Origin of the sequence: Pseudomonas sp. TH31 (assembly GCF_016650815.1) — a bacterium.
Classification (GTDB): Bacteria; Pseudomonadota; Gammaproteobacteria; order Pseudomonadales; family Pseudomonadaceae; genus Aquipseudomonas.
On sequence record NZ_JAEKEZ010000014.1, the window covers coordinates 306907 to 324723 of the forward strand.

Below are 17817 nucleotides of genomic sequence, written 5' to 3' on the forward strand. Positions count from 1 at the left end.
CAGGGGCTTGTCATGAATTTTTCCGCACTACGTCGCAACCTGCTGGTCGGTTCGCTGGGCCTGGCATTGAGCGCTGGCCTGTTGGGGCAAGCGGTTGCCGGTGAGCAGCTGCAAAAAATCAAGGACGCAGGCGTGATCAACGTCGGCCTGGAAGGCACGTACCCACCGTTCAGTTTCGTCGACGCCAACGGCAAACTGGCCGGCTTCGAAGTCGAGCTCTCCGAAGCCCTGGCCCAAAAGTTGGGCGTCAAGGCCAAGATTCAGCCAACCAAGTGGGACGGCATCCTCGCCGCTCTGGAATCCAAGCGCCTGGACGTAGTGGTCAACCAGGTGACCATCTCCGACGAGCGCAAGAAGAAGTATGACTTCTCCGAGCCGTACACCATCTCCGGGATCCAGGCGCTGGTTCTGAAGAGCAAGGAAGCCGCGCTGAACATCAAGACAGCCGCTGACCTGTCCGGCAAGAAAGTCGGTGTAGGCCTTGGCACCAACTACGAACAGTGGGTCAGAGCCAATGTGCCGGGTGCTGACGTGCGCACCTACGACGATGATCCGACCAAGTTCGCAGACCTGAACAATGGCCGTACCGACGCCATCCTGATCGACCGCCTGGCTGCACTTGAATACGCCAAGAAAGCACCGAAAACCGTTGCTGCCGGCCAGGCATTTTCCCGTCAGGAGTCCGGCATTGCCCTGCGTAAAGGCGAGCCAGAACTGTTGGCTGCAGTGAACAAGGCCCTCGACGAGCTGCGTGCCGACGGCACCCTGGCCAAGATCTCGGCAAAATACTTCCAAGCTGACGTCACCCAATAATGGAAGAAGCTTTCCAACTCGCACTGGACTCCGCGCCCTTTCTGCTCAAGGGCGCGTACTACACGGTCATCTTGAGCCTGGGCGGGATGTTCTTCGGCCTGGTGATGGGCTTCGGCCTGGCGTTGATGCGCCTGTCGCGTTTCAAATCGGTAAGCTGGCTGGCCCGCATCTATGTGTCGTTCTTTCGCGGCACGCCGTTGCTGGTGCAGCTGTTCGTGATCTATTACGGCTTGCCGCAATTGGGTATCGAACTTGATCCGTTGCCGGCAGCCCTGATCGGCTTCTCGCTGAACATGGCCGCCTACGCCTGCGAAATCCTCCGTGCCGCGATCAGCTCCATCGAGCGTGGCCAGTGGGAAGCTGCCGCCAGTATCGGCATGACCCGCGCGCAGACCCTGCGCCGGGCCATTCTGCCGCAAGCGATGCGCACGGCCCTGCCGCCGCTGGGCAACAGTTTTATTTCGCTGGTCAAGGACACCGCGCTGGCCGCCACCATCCAGGTGCCGGAACTGTTCCGCCAGGCGCAATTGATCACCGCCCGGACTTTCGAAGTCTTCACCATGTATCTCGCCGCCGCGCTGATCTACTGGGTTCTGGCCACGGTGCTGTCGCACCTGCAGAACAAGTTGGAAGAGCGGGTCAATCGGCACGACCAGGAGTCCTGACCCAATGATTGTCGTGGAAAAACTGACAAAGCAGTTCAAGGGTCAAGTGGTGCTCAACGGCATCGATCTGGAAGTGAAGGAAGGCGAGGTCGTCGCGATTATCGGACCAAGCGGTTCGGGTAAAACCACGTTCCTGCGTTGCCTGAACTTCCTTGAAGAACCCACCAGCGGCCGGATCAAGGTCGGTGACATCGAGATCGATGGCAGCCGCCCGCTGAACCAGCAGCAAGGTCTGGTGCGTCGTTTGCGCCAGCACGTCGGTTTCGTGTTCCAGAACTTCAACCTGTTCCCTCACCGCACGGCCCTTGAGAACGTGATCGAAGGCCCGATCGTGGTGAAGAAAATGCCCCATGCCGAAGCCGTTGCCCTGGGCAAAAAGCTTTTGGCCAGGGTCGGTCTGGCAGGCAAGGAAGACGCTTACCCGCGACGCCTGTCCGGTGGTCAGCAACAGCGTGTGGCGATTGCCCGCGCGCTGGCGATGGAGCCGGAAGTCATTCTGTTCGATGAACCCACCTCAGCGCTCGACCCGGAACTGGTCGGCGAAGTGCTGGCAACCATCCGCAGCCTCGCCGAGGAGAAGCGCACCATGGTCATCGTCACCCACGAAATGGGCTTTGCCCGTGACGTGGCGAACCGCGTGGTGTTTTTCGACAAGGGCGTGATTGTTGAGCAAGGCGAAGCCAGGGCGTTGTTTGCCAATCCGAAAGAAGAGCGGACGAAGCAGTTCCTCAGCAAGTTCCTGAATAACACGCACAACTGAAACATCATTTCACTGCTTGTTAACTTCCAGGGACGGAAGTGGCATTTATCTCGTTTTATTAAATCCCTCGTTTTTGCTTATTCAAATCCCACCAATAATAGATCGACCCTCGCCCCTGTGTGCGTTACCTATTTATGTCCTGCAACAGACTCATTTCGTCTGACCTTCATAAAAACCATCGCTGACAAGGCTCCAGGCGTCGTCGACTCACGCCCGTGAACCCCGCAAACGCTGAGGTCGCTGCAGCAACTGCGACGTCCGCCTGTAGCAGCTGTCGAGCAGCGCGAGGCAGCGTTCGACGGCGAAGCCGTCGTGAAATCAGACAACCCGGTATCTCAGAAAGACCGCGCACTCAGGTTTCACGACGGCTTCGTCCGATCGCGGCCCACACCGAACGCTGCCTCGCGCTGCTCGACAGCTGCTACAGGCGAACTCAGGCGCCACTGTTGCTCCATCAACAAGTGTTGCTCTGCAGACAGACACCCTTCTATGCATATTCCTAAAAGTTAGTTTATTAATTATTTATACGCGTTTAGGGTATATGCACCGGACCACCGGACATTCTTGTTATTCGTTCGCCGCATTGATCGCGGCGTTTCCATGAGATGTGAGGTAGGTATGGTCCGGAACACAATCACCCCAGTGCAGAACGCCAGGGCATTGCGTGCAGCCAAGGAGTGGCGCTGATGTCCAGTCTGGCAGAAGCCACGATCCAGAGTGATCTGGATATCGCCCCCCTGTTGTTGCCCGCGCAGGTTTTGCGCAACGACGCACACGCCATCAAGGCGGCCCACGAGCTGGCGCAAGTCGCCCGTCTGCAAGCCGCCAAACGTGACCAGCAGCGCAAGCTGCCGTGGGCGGAAATCGAACAATTCACCCGCAGCGGCCTGGGCAGCATTGCCATCCCGCGCGAGTACGGTGGCCCGCAGGTTTCGTTCGTCACCATTGCCGAGGTGTTCGCGATCATTTCCGCGGCCGACCCGGCACTCGGGCAGATCCCGCAGAACCAGTTCGGCATCCTGAACCTGGTGCTCGGCAGCGCGACGGAATCGCAGAAAAAACAGCTGTTCAAAAGTGTCCTCGAAGGCTGGCGCATCGGCAATGCCGGGCCAGAACGCGGGACCAGGAACACCCTCGAACTCAAGGCGCGGATCACCGCTGACGGTGACGGCTTCGTCATCAGCGGCCAGAAGTTCTACTCCACCGGTGCGCTGTTCGCCCACTGGGTCGCGGTCAAGGCGTTGAACGATGACGGCAAGCAAGTGCTGGCCTTCGTCCGCCGTGGCACACCGGGCCTGCGCATCGTCGATGACTGGTCGGGCTTCGGCCAGCGCACCACCGCCAGCGGCACCATTTTGCTCAACAACGTGCGGGTCGATGCCGAGCTGGTGGTGGATAACTGGAAGATCAACGACAGCCCGAATATCCAGGGCGCCGTGTCACAACTGATTCAAGCGGCCATCGACGCCGGGATTGCCCGCGGCGCCATCGACGACGCCATCGAATTCGTCAAAACCCGCGCCCGGCCTTGGATCGACGCCAACGTCGAACGGGCCAGCGATGACCTGTACGTGATTGCCGACATCGGCAAACTGAAAATCGAATTGCACGCCGCCGAAGCGCTGCTGCGCAAGGCCGGGCAGGTGCTCGATCAGGTCAACGCCGCGCCGCTCACCGCCGAGTCTGCTGCCCGCGCGTCGATTGCCGTGGCCGAAGCCAAAGTGCTGACCACCGAGATCTCGCTGCTGGCCAGCGAAAAGCTGTTCGAACTGGCCGGCAGTCGCGCCACCCTCGCCGAATTCAACCTCGACCGTCACTGGCGCAACGCCCGCGTGCACACGCTGCACGATCCGGTGCGCTGGAAATACTACGCAGTCGGGACTTATCACCTGAACGGTACTTTGCCCGCACGGCACTCCTGGATCTAACGACCAGAACACTTTTGACCAGATCTCTGGAGAAACACATGACTCTTTCTCACCACGTCGCGGTCATAACCAGCGATGAGCAAGCCCTGATCGTCGCCAGTGACCTGGCCGAAGATTTCAAACGCGACAGCGCCCTGCGCGACCGCGAACGTCGTTTACCGCACCCGGAGCTGGAAGTGTTTTCCCGTTCGGGCCTTTGGGGCATCAGCGTGCCCAAGGAGTACGGCGGCGCCGGGGTTTCCAACGTCACCCTGGCCAAAGTGATCGCCTTGATCGCCCAGGCCGACGGCTCCCTTGGCCAAATCCCGCAGAACCATTTCTATGCCCTCGAAGTGCTGCGCGTGAACGGCAGCGAAACGCAGAAAGAACGCCTGTACGCCGAAGTATTGGCCGGCCAGCGCTTCGGTAACGCCCTTGCCGAGCTCGGTACCAAAACTGCCCACGACCGGGTCACCAGCCTCAAGCGCGACGGTGACGGCTATCGCATCAACGGCCGCAAGTTCTACGCCACCGGGGCGATTTACGCCCAGCGCATTCCGACCTCGGTGGTGGATGAACACGGCGTGCAGCAACTGGCATTCGTGCCGCATAACAGCAAAGGATTGACCGTCATCGACGACTGGAGTGGTTTCGGCCAGCGCACCACCGGCAGCGGTTCGGTGGTGTTCGAAGACGTCTACGTCGGCGCCGAAGACGTGATTCCATTCCAAAGCGCTTTCGAACGTCCGACCACCGTCGGCCCGCTGGCGCAGATCCTTCACGCCGCCATCGACACCGGCATTGCCCGCGCAGCCTACGAAGACGCCCTGCATTTCGTGCGCACCAAAACCCGGCCGTGGATTGACGCCACCCATGAAAAAGCCATCGAAGACCCGCTGACCATCAAGAGCTTCGGCCACCTGGCCATTCGCTTGCACGCCACCGAAGCCCTGCTGGAACGCTCCGGCGAATTCCTCGACCAGGCTCAGGCCCAGATGAACGCCGAGACCGTGGCAGCGGCGTCGATTGCCGTCGCTGAAGCGCGGGCCATCAGCACCGAAATCTCCCTCGCCGCCGGCAGCACGCTGTTCGAACTGGCCGGCAGCCAGGCCACCCTGATCGAACACGGTCTGGATCGCCACTGGCGTAACGCCCGGGTGCATACGCTGCACGACCCGGTGCGCTGGAAGTATCACGCCGTGGGCAATTACTACCTCAACGATGAAAACCCGCCACTGCGGGGGACCATCTGATGAGCGAGGCCAAGAAAAAGATCCTGCTCAACGCGTTCAACATGAACTGCATCGGGCACATCAACCATGGTCTCTGGACGCATCCCCGGGACAACTCGACCGAATACAAAACCATCGAATACTGGACCGAACTGGCTCAATTGCTGGAGCGCGGGCTGTTCGACGGCTTGTTTATCGCCGACATCGTCGGGGTATACGACGTCTACCAGAACTCGGTGGACGTACCGCTCAAAGAGTCGATCCAGTTGCCGGTCAACGACCCGCTGCTGCTGGTCTCGGCCATGGCTGCCGTGACCAGAAACCTCGGCTTCGGCCTGACCGCCAACCTGACTTATGAGCCGCCGTATCTGTTCGCCCGGCGCATGTCGACGCTTGACCATTTGAGTCGCGGCCGGGTCGGCTGGAACATCGTCACCGGTTACCTCGACAGCGCCGCCAAGGCCATGGGCCTGAGCGAACAGGTCGAACATGACCGCCGCTACGACCAGGCCGACGAGTACCTGCAAGTGCTCTACAAACTCTGGGAAGGCAGCTGGGAAAACGGCGCGGTGCTCAACGATCCCCAGCAACGGATCTACGCCCAACCGGAAAAAGTGCACAAGGTCGAACACAAGGGCGAGTTCTATCAGGTCGAGGGTTATCACCTCTGCGAACCGTCGCCGCAGCGTACGCCGGTGCTGTTCCAGGCCGGCAGTTCGGATCGCGGTTTGCTGTTCGCCGGACGCCACGCCGAGTGCGTGTTTATCAGCGGCCAGAACAAACCGTCGACCAAGGTGCAAGTGGACAAGGTCCGCGCCAGTGCCGTCGAGGCCGGGCGTAATCCTGAGGACATCAAGGTGTTCATGGGGCTGAACGTGATCGTCGGCGCCACCGAGGAGCTTGCCTGGAAGAAGCACGCCGAGTACCTGAGCTACGCCAGTGCCGAGGCTGGCGTGGCGCATTTCTCGGCATCGACCGCGATCGACTTTTCCCAATACGAGATCGACGAACCGATCCAGTACGTGAAGAGCAACGCGATTCAGTCGGCGACCAAGAACCTGCAAAGCAACGACTGGACCCGGCGCAAATTGCTTGAACAACATGCCCTTGGCGGGCGCTACATCACCGTGGTCGGCTCGCCTGAGCAAGTGGCGGATGAGCTGGAATCGTGGATCGCTGAAACCGGGCTGGATGGTTTCAACCTGACGCGGATTGTCACGCCGGAAAGCTATGCGGATTTCATCGATTTGGTGATTCCGCAGTTGCAGCGTCGTGGGTCGTACAAGACCGCTTACGACACGGGCAGCCTGCGCGAGAAGCTGTTTCACGGTGAGGCGCATTTGCCTGAACAACATACCGGCGCAGCGTTCCGCCGCTAAAAGCATCGCGAGCAGGCTTTGCTCCTACAGGTATTGGTCGTTCGGCACGCCCCCTGTAGGAGCAAGGCTTGCCCGCGATGAGGCCCGCACATACACCACATATCTCATGCACTGACTGGAAAACCCATCATGACCAAGCCATACCTCTCCCACCCAGTCAAAGCACTGGCCCTGGCCCTCGGCCTGTTTAGCTCCGTCACCTTCGCCGCCGAAGCGCCGCTCAAAGTCGGCACCACCGCCGCCTTCGCCATCCCGCTGGAAGCCGCCGTCGAAGAAGCCTCCAAACAAGGCCTGAAGGTCGAACTGGTGGAGTTCAGCGACTGGATCGCCCCGAACGTCAGCCTCGCCGCCGGCGACATCGACGTGAATTACTTCCAGCACATCCCGTTCCTGGAAAACGCCAAGGCTGCCGCCGGGTTTGACCTGGTGCCGTTCGCGCCGGGGATCATCAATAACGTCGGCCTCTACTCGAAGAAATACAAAAGCTTCGACGAGCTCCCGCAAGGCGCCACCGTGGCCATCGCCAACGACCCGATCAACAGCGGTCGTGGCCTGCAACTGTTGGCCAAGGCCGGCCTGATCAGCCTCAAACCGGGGGTGGGCTACAAAGCCACCGAAGAAGACATCATCGCCAACCCGAAGCACATCAAAATCCTCCAGGTTGAAGCCGTGCAACTGGTCCGCGCCTACGACGACGCCGATCTGGTCCAGGGCTACCCGGCCTATATCCGCCTGTCGAAGACGTTCGATGCCGGCTCGGCGCTGCTGTTTGACGGGCTCGATCACAAGGAATACGTGATTCAGTTCGTGATCCAGCCGAAAAGCAAAACCGACCCGCGCCTGATCAAATTCGTCGACATTTACCAGCACTCGCCAGCCGTTCGAGCCGCGCTGGATAAGGCTCACGGCAAGCTGTATCAAGCCGGCTGGGAAAGCTGAACATGACGGCCGCCAGCCAACGGCGACTGGATATTCCAGAGCCTCAGAACGCCGAACAGACGGAACTGCACCCGGACCTGAACCGCGCCCATGTGCGCTTCATCGGCCTGGGTAAAACCTACAAGGGTCAGCAAGGCCCGGTAGCGGCATTGCATGGCATTGATTTGGCGATCCAGCGTGGCGAAGTGTTCGGCATCATCGGCCGCAGCGGCGCCGGCAAGTCGTCGCTGATTCGCACCATCAATCGCCTCGAACAGCCGAGCACCGGGCGGGTGCTGATCGATCAAGTGGACATCGGCGAGTTCGATGAAGACCGCTTGGTGGCGCTGCGGCGGCGGATCGGGATGATCTTCCAGCACTTCAATTTGATGTCGGCCAAGACGGTTTGGCAGAACGTTGAGTTGCCATTGAAAGTGGCGGGCGTGCCCAGGGATCAGCGTGATCGCAAAGTCCGTGAACTGCTGGAATTGGTGGGCCTGCAAGAGAAGCACAAGGCCTACCCGGCGCAGCTTTCCGGCGGGCAGAAACAGCGCGTCGGGATTGCCCGGGCATTGGTGCACGACCCGGAGATTTTGCTGTGTGACGAGGCGACTTCGGCGCTTGATCCGGAAACCACGCAATCGATCCTCGGCCTGCTGCGCGAGATCAATCAGCGCCTCGGTTTGACCATCGTGCTGATCACCCACGAGATGGCGGTTATCCGCGATATCTGCGACCGCGTCGTGGTGCTTGAGCACGGACGTGTCGTCGAGCAAGGGCCGGTGTGGGAAGTCTTCGGCAACCCGCAGCATGAGGTCAGCAAGACCTTGCTCGCGCCGCTGCAACACGCCTTGCCGGAGGAATTGCAAAGCCGTTTGCGCCCACAGCCACAGTCTTCGGAGGCCTCGGTGGTGCTGCGCTTGCAATTCACGGGCAGCGCGACGGATGAACCGGATTTGGCGGCGCTGTTTGCCGCGCTCAACGGTCGTGTGCGCCTGCTTCAGGGCGGCGTCGAGAGGATTCAGGGCCATGCACTGGGGCAATTGCTGCTCGCGGTCGCAGGCTCGTCCCTGGGCGTCGAGCAATTGCGTCAGCGTGCCGGCCACTGGGCGCAACAGGTGGAGGTGCTGGGTTATGTGGTTTGATCGCTTGCTGCAGGGTTTTATCGACACCTTCCTGATGGTCGGTGTTTCGTCGCTGATCGCGCTGCTGGCGGGCATTCCGCTGGCGGTGATTCTGGTGACCAGCGCCAAGGGCGGCATCTACCAAGCTCCGGCGCTGAACCGCGCATTGGGCGTGTTCGTGAACCTGTTTCGCTCGATTCCCTTTTTGATCTTGATGGTGGCGTTGATTCCGTTCACGCGGTTGATCGTCGGCACCACTTACGGTGTTTGGGCGGCCGTCGTTCCGCTGACGATTGCCGCGACACCGTTTTTGCGCGCATCGCCGAAGTCAGTTTGCGCGAGGTCGATCACGGCTTGATCGAAGCGGCGCAAGCGATGGGGTGCCGGCGCTGGCATATCGTCTGGCATGTGTTGTTGCCGGAAGCGCTACCGGGGATTGTCGGGGGCTTCACCATTACCTTGGTGACGATGATCAATTCGTCGGCCATGGCCGGGGCGATTGGTGCGGGCGGGTTGGGGGACATTGCGTATCGGTATGGGTATCAGCGCTTTGACAGCCAGATCATGTTGACGGTGATCGTGCTGCTGGTGGTGTTGGTGGCGATTATTCAATTGGGTGGGGATCGGTTGGCTCGGGGGCTGAACAAGCGTTGAGCGAAGATCAAGAGATCGCAGCCTGCGGCAGCTCCTACGGGGATTCGTGGTGCCACGGAACATGGTCGCCTCTACCCGGAATTTTCGGCGGGCACGGCTTCTGTAGGAGCTGCCGAAGGCTGCGATCCTGGCGGCACTGAATTCCCCACCGGATCGGGAATTTTTCCTACAAGAAAATCAGAGTGCCAGCAGGCCCGTTCCCTTTCTTTTGCAGGACATTTCCTAGATCATTCCGCTCGCTTGCGCCGACAGATTTCCGTGCCTAATCTCCGTCCGTCACTGCTCATCAGTGATCGGGTTTAGTAGCCCGCCTCAATAGGTGCATAGCGTCTCATGCTCATGCCCGGCACTCTGTCGGGTACTGAATATGGCGGCTGTGCGTGGGGCATCTTCGGGTGCACCGGGTTTCCTATTGACCGGTCTACTAACCTGCGCACAGCTGCCACCCATCGTTTTAGTAGGCGAAAAGTGTCGGCTCCCACGCAGCAATAGGAGCAACACAGATGAAAAAACCTGTCCCTGATCCACCCTCCAATTCAACCAAAAACGATGAACGACCCAGAGACCGCTCCGCGCTCTATCGTGCAATCGATTTCTACCTGACCGGCGAACAACCCTCAGCACCGGATGAGCTACGGTTCTACAACATCAGCGACGACGTGAGCTTCGAAGACATCCAGCTCTATGTCGCCGATCTGCTGCGCTGTGCGTCGGTCACGGCGTATCAATGTGGTGATCACCTCAAGGGGGCCGATCGAGCCTTGGTGTTTTCGGTTTGGCATTTGCTGGAGATTGCCAAAGCGATGGTTGATCGCTCGATTGATTGCCTGGGGATGAAACAGGCCTGAGGCAAGATTAAAAGATCGCAGCCTTCGGCAGCTCCTACAGGGTGTCGGGCATGATCCATGTAGGAGCTGCCGCAGGCTGCGATCTTTTAAAGCGCGAAAGCGCTTATAGTTTGCGCATCTCCAATTGCCTGCGCAGCCGACCATGAAACAAACCCCCGACGACCTCCAGAAAATCACCGCCACCACCCTGGGCCATTACAACTCGGTGGCCGAAGGTTTTCGCGAGGGGACGCGCGATCACGATGTCAGCCAGAACATCGATGCGCTGTTGCGGCACATCCAGGGTGAAGCGCCGTTCAGCATTCTCGACTTCGGCTGCGGGCCGGGGCGGGATTTGCAGACGTTTACGCGCATGGGCCACACCGCCGTCGGCCTCGACGGGTCGGAAAAATTTGCGCAGATGGCCCGGAGGACAGCGGATGCGAGGTCTGGCAGCAGGATTTTCTGAAGCTGGATTTGCCGGCGGAGCGCTTTGACGGGATTTTTGCCAATGCGGTGCTGTTCCACATTCCGCGTCAGGAGTTGCCTCGGGTGTTGAAGCAGATGCACGGGACGTTGAAGCCCGCTGGGGTGTTGTTCAGTTCCAACCCGCGTGGGGAGAACCAGGAAGGCTGGAATGGGCCGCGGTATGGGGCTTATCACGACTTGCAGGCGTGGCAGGCGTTGCTGACCGAGGCCGGGTTTGTCGAGCTGGAGCATTACTATCGGCCAGCGGGGTTGCCGCGCGAGCAGCAGCCTTGGTTGGCGAGTGTTTGGCGCCGCGCTGACTAGGGCGAAGATCAACAGATCGCAGCCTGCGGCAGCTCCTACAGGGTGTACGTCATCCCAATGTAGGAGCTGCCGCAGGCTGCGATCTTTGCTTTTGATTACGCAGCGCCCTCCTTCGGCTCGCGGATTTTGTACCAGGCCACGTAAAGCGCCGGCAAAAACAGCAGTGTCAGCAACGTCGCGATGATAATCCCGCCAATCATCGCGTAGGCCATCGGCCCCCAGAACACTTCCCGCGCAATCGGGATCATCCCCAGGCTCGCCGCCGCCGCCGTCAACAGAATCGGCCGGCGACGATGTTCCGTCGCCTGCACCACGGCGTCCCATGGTGAAGCACCGCTCTTCTCGAACTCATCGATCTGGGTCACCAGAATCACCGAGTTGCGGATGATGATACCGATCAGCGCCAGGATCCCGAGGATCGCTACAAAGCCCATCGGCGTACCGGTCGGAATCAGCGCCAGCACCACGCCAATGAGGCCGAGCGGCGCGACGCTGGCCACCAGGAACAGCTTCTGCACGCTGTGCAGCTGGATCATCAGGAACGTCGCCATCAAGAACAGCATCAGCGGCACAACCTTGGCTATCGGCCCTTGGGCCTTGCCGCTTTCTTCAACGGTGCCGCCGGTGGCGACCTTGTAGCCCACCGGCAGACCGGCAGAGAATTTATCGATGGTCGGTTGCAGTTGTTTCACCAGGTCAGTCGGCTGGATTTCGTCGCGCACCGCCGCCTTGATGGTGATGGTCGGTTTGCGGTCGCGACGCCACACCAGCGGTTGCTCCAGTTCATAACGAACCGTGGCGAAGGCCAGCAGTGGAATAGAGGTGCCGCCCGGCGTGACGATTTGCAGGTTTTGCAGGGTTTCCGGCGTACCACGCTCGGCGTCTTCGGCGCGACCGACGACGTTGATCAGGTAGATATCGTCGTCAACCTGAGTGATCGGCGAGCCGACGACGATGCTGTTCATCAGGTTGGCCACGTCTTCCGACGACAGCCCCAATTGCCGCGCCTTGTCCTGGGCGATGTCGATGCGCAAGACTTTGCCCGGTTCGTTCCAGTCGTAAATGATCTCGCCGATGTGCGAGTTTTTATCCAGCTCGGTGGCCAGTTCGATCGCGTGTTTGCGCACCTGATCGATGTCCTTGCCGCTGACCCGGTACTGAATCGGCCGCCCCACTGGCGGCCCCATTTCCAGGGCCTGGACGTAGCTGCCAATGCCGACAAAGTCTTTGCGCAGCCGCTCACGCAAGCGCTGGCTGAGCGCGGTGCGCGACTCCAGGCCTTTGCTGACGATCACCAGTTGCGCGTAGTACGGGTTCTGCAATTGCTGGTCGAGGGGCAGGTAGAAACGGATCGCGCCCTCGCCGATGTAGGTGCTCCAGCGCACGATGTCCGGGTCATCCTTGAGCGTCGCTTCGAGCTTGTCCACCGCCTTGCGCGTCTCGTCGATCGAGGCGTTTTGCGGCAGGTTGAGGTCGACGAGGATTTCCGGGCGGTCCGAGGACGGGAAGAACTGGTTCTGCACAAACTGCATCGAGAACACCGACGCCACGAACAGCGCGACGGTGATGCCAATCGCCCACCAGCGATTGCGCATGGCCCAGAGCATGCCGTAATTGAAGGCACGGCCGATGCGGCCAGGCTCGGCGCTGTGCGGTTTAACGTTGGTGCTGAGGATGTGCACGCCGATCACCGGGGCGAACAGCACCGCGACAATCCACGACACCAGCATCGCCACGGCAATCACCGCGAACAGCGTGAAGGTGTATTCACCGGCCGAACTGGCGTTCAAGCCAATCGGCACAAAACCGGCCACCGTCACCAACGTACCGGTGAGCATCGGGAATGCCGTGGAGGTGTAGGCGAACGTCGCCGCCTGCTCCTTGGTCTCGCCCATTTCCAGGCGCGTGACCATCATCTCCACGGTGATCATCGCGTCGTCCACCAACAGGCCGAGGGCGATGATCAGCGCACCGAGGGAAATCCGCTGCATGGTGATGCCGCTGTATTCCATGAAGACGAAGACCATCGCCAGCACCAGCGGGATCGAGCACGCCACCACCAGACCGGCGCGCACCCCGAGGCTGATGAAGCTGACGATCAGTACGATCACCACGGCTTCAAACAGCGCGCTGGTGAAGCCGCCGACGGCTTTTTCCACCACATCGGCCTGGTCGGACACGTTGTGCACACCCACGCCCACCGGCAGGTCGGCGGTCAGGTCGGTCATGCGCTGGTGCAGGGCCTTGCCGAATTCCTGGATGTTGCCACCCTTCTTCATGGCAATCGCCAGGCCGATGGCTGGGTGACCGTTGAAGCGGAACTCCGGGGTGGCAGGGTCGACGTAGCCACGGCTGATGTCAGCGATATCGGCCAGGCGATAGAAGCGGTCGTTGAGCCGCAGGTTGACGTTGGCCAGGTCTTTCTCGGACGCAAACTGCCCGGAGGTGCGCACGGAAATCCGTTCCGGCCCGGCCTCGATCACCCCGGCCGGCGTTACGGCGTTCTGCGATTGCAGGCTCTGCACAACCTGGCGCTGATCGATGCCCAAGGCTGCAAGTTTGCGCGTGGAGAAATTCAGATAGAGGACTTCGTCCTGCTCGCCGACCATCTCGACCTTGCCCAGTCCTGGCACGTCGCGAATTGCGGCGCGCACCTGTTCCACGTAATCGCGCAACTGACGCATCGACAAGCCGTCGGCGGTAAAGGCGTAGATCGAACCGAACACATCGCCGAATTCGTCGTTGAACCCCGGCCCTTGCAGGCCTTTGGGGAAATCGCCGCGAATGTCGTTGATCTTCTTGCGCACCTGGTACCAGATTTCCGGGATGTCCTTGGCGCTGGTGGTGTCGCGCAGGTACACGAACACGGTCGATTCGCCGGGTCGGGTGTAGCTTTTCACGTAGTCGAGGGAGTCGAGCTCTTCGAGTTTTTTCTCGATGCGGTCAGTGACCTGCTTGAGGGTTTCCTCTTGGGTCGCACCCGGCCAGCGGGTCTGGATCACCATGGTTTTGATGGTGAACGAGGGGTCTTCCTCGCGACCGAGGTTCATGTACGAGAACACGCCCATCAGCAGCGCGACGAACATCAAATACCAGACAAACGACTGATGTTTGAGGGCCCATTCGGATAAGTTGAAACTCCCTTTCATCGCGGGCTGCCCTCGTCGACTTTGACTTTTTGCCCGGGTTTCAGGCTGTTCACACCGGCGCTGACTACTCGCTCACCGGACTTCACGCCATCGACCAGCACCACCGTTGAGTCGGTGCGGCTGATCAGGCTGACGTCCCGTGGGGAAACGGTCTGGTTCTGCGGGTCGATGACCCAGATACGGGTTTTGCCATCGACCTCTTGCAGGGCGCTGGCCGGCAATTCGATGCGCGGCTTGATCGCCGAGCTGAGGGTCACGCTGATTGCCGTGCCGAGGCGAAAGCCCGGCGGCGTATCCGCCAGGGTCAGCCGGGCGCGTCGGGTACGGGTGGCACTTTGGGCCTGGGGTTCGATTTCGCGCAGGGTCGCGGTGCTGGTGATGCTCGGGTCCAGTTGCGCGGTGACCTGGAACACTACGTCCGCAGGCAACCGATCGACCAAGGTGTCGGGCAGGTCGATCACCGCTTCCTTGATGTCCGGTTGCGCCAGCGTGACCACTTGCTGCCCGGCGGTGACCACTTGCCCGGCTTCGGCATTCCACGCGGTGACGATGGCTTTGTGATCGGTGCGCAGTTCAACGTAGTTGAGCTGGTCCCTGGCCTGGCTGACCGAGGCCTTGGCCTGATCGAGGGACGCCTGGGTGGTTTTCAGGTCAGTCTGGGCAATGTCCAGTTGCGCCTGGGCTCCGACTCCGCGATTGAACAGTTCCTGCTGGCGGCGGGCGCTGGCCTGGGCATTGATGAATTGCGCCCGGATGCGCGCCAGATCGCCCTCGGCCGAGCGCAATTGGTTCTGCTGATCGGTAGGGTCAAGGGTGGCGAGCAACGCGCCCCTCTCCACTTCGGCGCCGACATCGACATTACGACTGGCGATGCGACCCGGCACGCGAAAGCCGACATTGCTTTCGTAACGGGCCTGGATGCTGCCGGCGAAGCGGCCGAGTTCTTCCTGATTCAACGCTTTGACTTCGATGGAGAGCACCGGGCGCACCGGTTCGGGCGGCGGTTCTTTTTCGAGCAGGCGACCAGCAGCAGGCCGGCGGACAACAGCATCAGGCGCTTCATGGCTGGGCTCCCGGTGCCAGATCCTTATAGGTGTTTTCGGCGATCTCGACTTTCATTCCCGGTGCAGCAACTGGCCGCCGGCGATGATGACTTTTTCGCCGCCCTCCAGACCGGCGCTGATGATCACTTTGCCGGTCAGGTAGCGGCCGACGGTGACGGTGTGTAATTGCGCCTTGCCGTCTGCGTCCACCAACCACACGGCCGGGTCGCTGAGGTTTTTGGTCAGGGCTGACCACGGCAGTTCCACGGCGGATTTGCCCGGTGCCTTGGCGGTGGCGCTGACCACCGAACCGAGTTGCATGCCTTCGGGCAGGCCGTTGAGGGTGACTTTGACCTGCACGGTGCCGGTCTGCGCGGACACGGCCGGGGTGATTTCCCGAACGGTGCCGGAGGTTTTGATCGCGGGGTTGTCGAGCAGGCTGACCACCACCGATTTGTCCGAGGGCGGCTCGGCCAGCAGCGATTCGTAGACGTTGAACACCGCGTCGCGCTCACCGTCCCGGCCAGGCTGTAGATCGGCACCGTGGCTTGCACCACCTGGCCGACTTCGGCCTGGCGCGCGGTAATCACGCCCGGCGCTTCGGAAATCAGCGCGGTGTAGCTCAGTTGTTCGCGGGCGTTGGCCAGTTGCGCCTGGGCGGCGGTCAGGGCGCTTTGGCTGCTGCGCAACGCCGCTTGGGCGGCGTCATATTCGCTTTGACTGGTATAGCCCTTGGGCAGGAGTTTTTGCTGGCGGACGAACGCGGCGGCGGTCTGTTTGACGCGAGCCTGTTCGGCGACGACCTGGGCCTGGGCCGAAGCGACGTTGGTCTGCAGGTCTTTCGGGTCGAGTTTGGCGAGTACCTGTTTGGCCGAAACCCGGTCACCCACGTCAACCATGCGCTGGATGATCTTGCCGCCCACGCGGAACGATAACTCGGTCTGAACCCGGGCCTGGACGTCGCCGGTGAGTGTCACCGAAGCGGCGTAATCCGCGGGCTTGACGGTTTGCACGAAGACACGCGGCAGGTCTTTCTCGACTGGTTTTTTATCGCCGCAGGCGGATAGCAGGGCGAAGACGCCCAGGCCCACTATTATTTTCAACCCGGTACCCGCCATGCAGACTCCTTTTCGTTGTACGAACGTGCAAGTGACGATACGACTGTGAGCTTAGAACAGGGTTCCACCTTCGCTTGCGTGAATGGGCATTTGCCCCTGTAGGAGCTGCCGTAGGCTGCGATCTTTTGATCTTCTGGCGAGCTCGCCATCATTAAAATCAAAAGATCGCAGCCTTCGGCAGCTCCTACAATGTAAATTCGCCAACGCGGTTATCCTGATATGGATTCGGACCACAGAGAACGTCCTCCATGCTCAAAACCCTCGCGGTGGCCAATTACCGCTCGATCAATAAACTGGTGATCCCGCTGGGTCGGTTGAACCTGATCACCGGCCCCAACGGCAGCGGCAAGTCCAACCTTTATCGCGCGTTGCGTCTACTGGCGGAAACCGCCCAGGGCGGCGTGGTCAATGCGCTGGCCCGTGAGGGCGGGCTCGATTCGACGTTCTGGGCCGGCCCGGAAACCATCACCCGGCGCATGCGCAACGGTGAAGTGCCGATCGAGGCCACCGTGCGCCACGGCGTCAAACGCTTGCGTCTGGGCTTTGCCGGGGAAGACTTCAGCTATTCGATAGCCCTGGGTTTGCCAGCGCCGACAGAGTCCTGCTTTGCCCTCGACCCGGAAATCAAAAAGGAATGCATCTGGTCCGGGCCGTTCTACCGCCCGGCCAGTTTGCTGGTGGATCGCGACGGCCCGATGATTCGTGCCCGCGAGGGTCGCAATTGGGAAGTGCTGGCCCAGCACACGCCGAATTTCGACAGCCTGTTCGATCAGGTCGGCAGTTTTCGCACCTCGCCAGAAGTGATGCAGTTGCGTGAGTTCATCCGCCGCTGGCGCTTCTACGATCACTTTCGCAGCGACGCCGATGCTCCGGTGCGTCAACCACAGCTGGGGACGCGCACGCCGGTGCTGCATCACGACGGTCGCGATCTGGCGGCAGCGTTGCAGACCATCCGCGAAATCGGTGACCCGGACGCTTTGCAGACGGCCATCAGCGACGCATTTCCCGGTGCGCGGTTGAACATCGCACCGTTGCAGGGAGGACGGTTTGCGATTGAGTTTTATCAGGAAGGGTTGCTGCGACCGTTGTCGGCGGCGGAGTTGTCGGACGGGACGTTGCGTTATTTGCTGCTGGTCGCGGCACTGCTGACGCCTCGACCACCGACGCTGATGGTGCTGAACGAGCCGGAAACCAGCCTGCATCCTGACCTGTTGCCAGCGTTGGCGCGGTTGATCATCCGTGCGTCCGAGCAGTGTCAGGTGTGGGTGGTGTCCCACGCCCGGCGGTTGATTTCGGCGTTGCAGGAGGACCTGGAGTGCAATTGCATTGTGCTGGAGAAGACGTTGGGCCAGACCGGGATTGTCGGGCAGCGGATGCTGGATGAGCCGGCGTGGTATTGGCCGGATTGATTGAAAAACGCAAAAGATCGCAGCCTT

11 protein-coding genes and 4 pseudogenes are annotated in these 17817 nt (G+C 60.7%); 12 read left to right on the forward strand and 3 right to left on the reverse strand.

Annotated features, from left to right (window positions below):
* The first annotated feature begins 12 nt into the window (after window positions 1-12).
* The 11 genes and pseudogenes from tcyJ to JFV26_RS11865 all read left to right on the forward strand — a co-directional run bounded on the left by tcyJ (window position 13) and on the right by JFV26_RS11865 (window position 11071).
* A complete protein-coding gene (gene tcyJ / locus JFV26_RS11815) occupies window positions 13-813 on the forward strand; it encodes a cystine ABC transporter substrate-binding protein (RefSeq protein WP_201192422.1) in 801 nt (266 codons plus the stop codon).
* Window positions 813-1478 carry a cystine ABC transporter permease gene (gene tcyL, locus JFV26_RS11820; RefSeq protein ID WP_201192424.1) on the forward strand — a complete coding sequence of 222 codons (666 nt, stop codon included), beginning with the start codon at window positions 813-815 and terminating at the stop codon, window positions 1476-1478. The genes tcyJ and tcyL overlap by 1 nt, the downstream gene beginning before the upstream one ends.
* 4 nt (window positions 1479-1482) lie before the next feature.
* Entirely contained in the window at window positions 1483-2238 is a 756-nt protein-coding gene (gene tcyN, locus JFV26_RS11825; protein ID WP_201192426.1) for an L-cystine ABC transporter ATP-binding protein TcyN, read from the forward strand.
* Between the two features lie 686 nt (window positions 2239-2924).
* Window positions 2925-4166: an SfnB family sulfur acquisition oxidoreductase gene (locus tag JFV26_RS11830; RefSeq protein ID WP_201192429.1), complete on the forward strand. Its 1242-nt coding sequence runs from the start codon at window positions 2925-2927 to the stop codon at window positions 4164-4166.
* A 38-nt stretch (window positions 4167-4204) separates the two neighbouring features.
* Window positions 4205-5398 carry an SfnB family sulfur acquisition oxidoreductase gene (locus JFV26_RS11835; RefSeq protein WP_201192431.1) on the forward strand — a complete coding sequence of 398 codons (1194 nt, stop codon included), beginning with the start codon at window positions 4205-4207 and terminating at the stop codon, window positions 5396-5398.
* Window positions 5398-6756: an LLM class flavin-dependent oxidoreductase gene (locus tag JFV26_RS11840; protein ID WP_201192433.1), complete on the forward strand. Its 1359-nt coding sequence runs from the start codon at window positions 5398-5400 to the stop codon at window positions 6754-6756. The genes JFV26_RS11835 and JFV26_RS11840 overlap by 1 nt, the downstream gene beginning before the upstream one ends.
* A gap of 129 nt (window positions 6757-6885) precedes the next feature.
* Window positions 6886-7695 (forward strand): MetQ/NlpA family ABC transporter substrate-binding protein, encoded by an 810-nt coding sequence (locus tag JFV26_RS11845; RefSeq protein WP_201192435.1) that lies wholly within the window; start codon window positions 6886-6888, stop codon window positions 7693-7695.
* A 2-nt stretch (window positions 7696-7697) separates the two neighbouring features.
* Window positions 7698-8819, forward strand: a complete 1122-nt coding sequence (locus tag JFV26_RS11850) for a methionine ABC transporter ATP-binding protein (RefSeq protein ID WP_201192437.1) — start codon at window positions 7698-7700, stop codon at window positions 8817-8819.
* A pseudogene (locus tag JFV26_RS11855) lies at window positions 8809-9452 on the forward strand (methionine ABC transporter permease). Before JFV26_RS11850 ends, JFV26_RS11855 begins: the two are co-directional and overlap by 11 nt.
* Before the next feature lie 503 nt (window positions 9453-9955).
* Window positions 9956-10300, forward strand: coding sequence for a DUF6124 family protein (locus JFV26_RS11860; protein WP_201192439.1), 345 nt, complete (start codon window positions 9956-9958; stop codon window positions 10298-10300).
* 142 nt (window positions 10301-10442) lie between these two features.
* Window positions 10443-11071 (forward strand): annotated as a pseudogene (locus tag JFV26_RS11865) (class I SAM-dependent methyltransferase).
* 95 nt (window positions 11072-11166) lie between these two features.
* On the opposite strand, the gene JFV26_RS11870 reads toward JFV26_RS11865, so the two are convergent.
* The 3 genes and pseudogenes from JFV26_RS11870 to JFV26_RS11880 all read right to left on the reverse strand — a co-directional run bounded on the left by JFV26_RS11870 (window position 11167) and on the right by JFV26_RS11880 (window position 16381).
* Window positions 11167-14220 (reverse strand): efflux RND transporter permease subunit, encoded by a 3054-nt coding sequence (locus JFV26_RS11870; RefSeq protein ID WP_201192441.1) that lies wholly within the window; start codon window positions 14218-14220, stop codon window positions 11167-11169.
* Window positions 14217-15283: pseudogene (locus JFV26_RS11875) on the reverse strand (efflux RND transporter periplasmic adaptor subunit). The gene JFV26_RS11870 and the pseudogene JFV26_RS11875 overlap by 4 nt, the downstream one beginning before the upstream one ends.
* A pseudogene (locus tag JFV26_RS11880) lies at window positions 15280-16381 on the reverse strand (efflux RND transporter periplasmic adaptor subunit). The pseudogenes JFV26_RS11875 and JFV26_RS11880 overlap by 4 nt, the downstream one beginning before the upstream one ends.
* A 248-nt stretch (window positions 16382-16629) precedes the next feature.
* Between JFV26_RS11880 and JFV26_RS11885 the strand changes: the two are divergent.
* Window positions 16630-17790, forward strand: coding sequence for an AAA family ATPase (locus JFV26_RS11885; protein ID WP_201192443.1), 1161 nt, complete (start codon window positions 16630-16632; stop codon window positions 17788-17790).
* The last annotated feature ends 27 nt before the right edge of the window (window positions 17791-17817 follow it).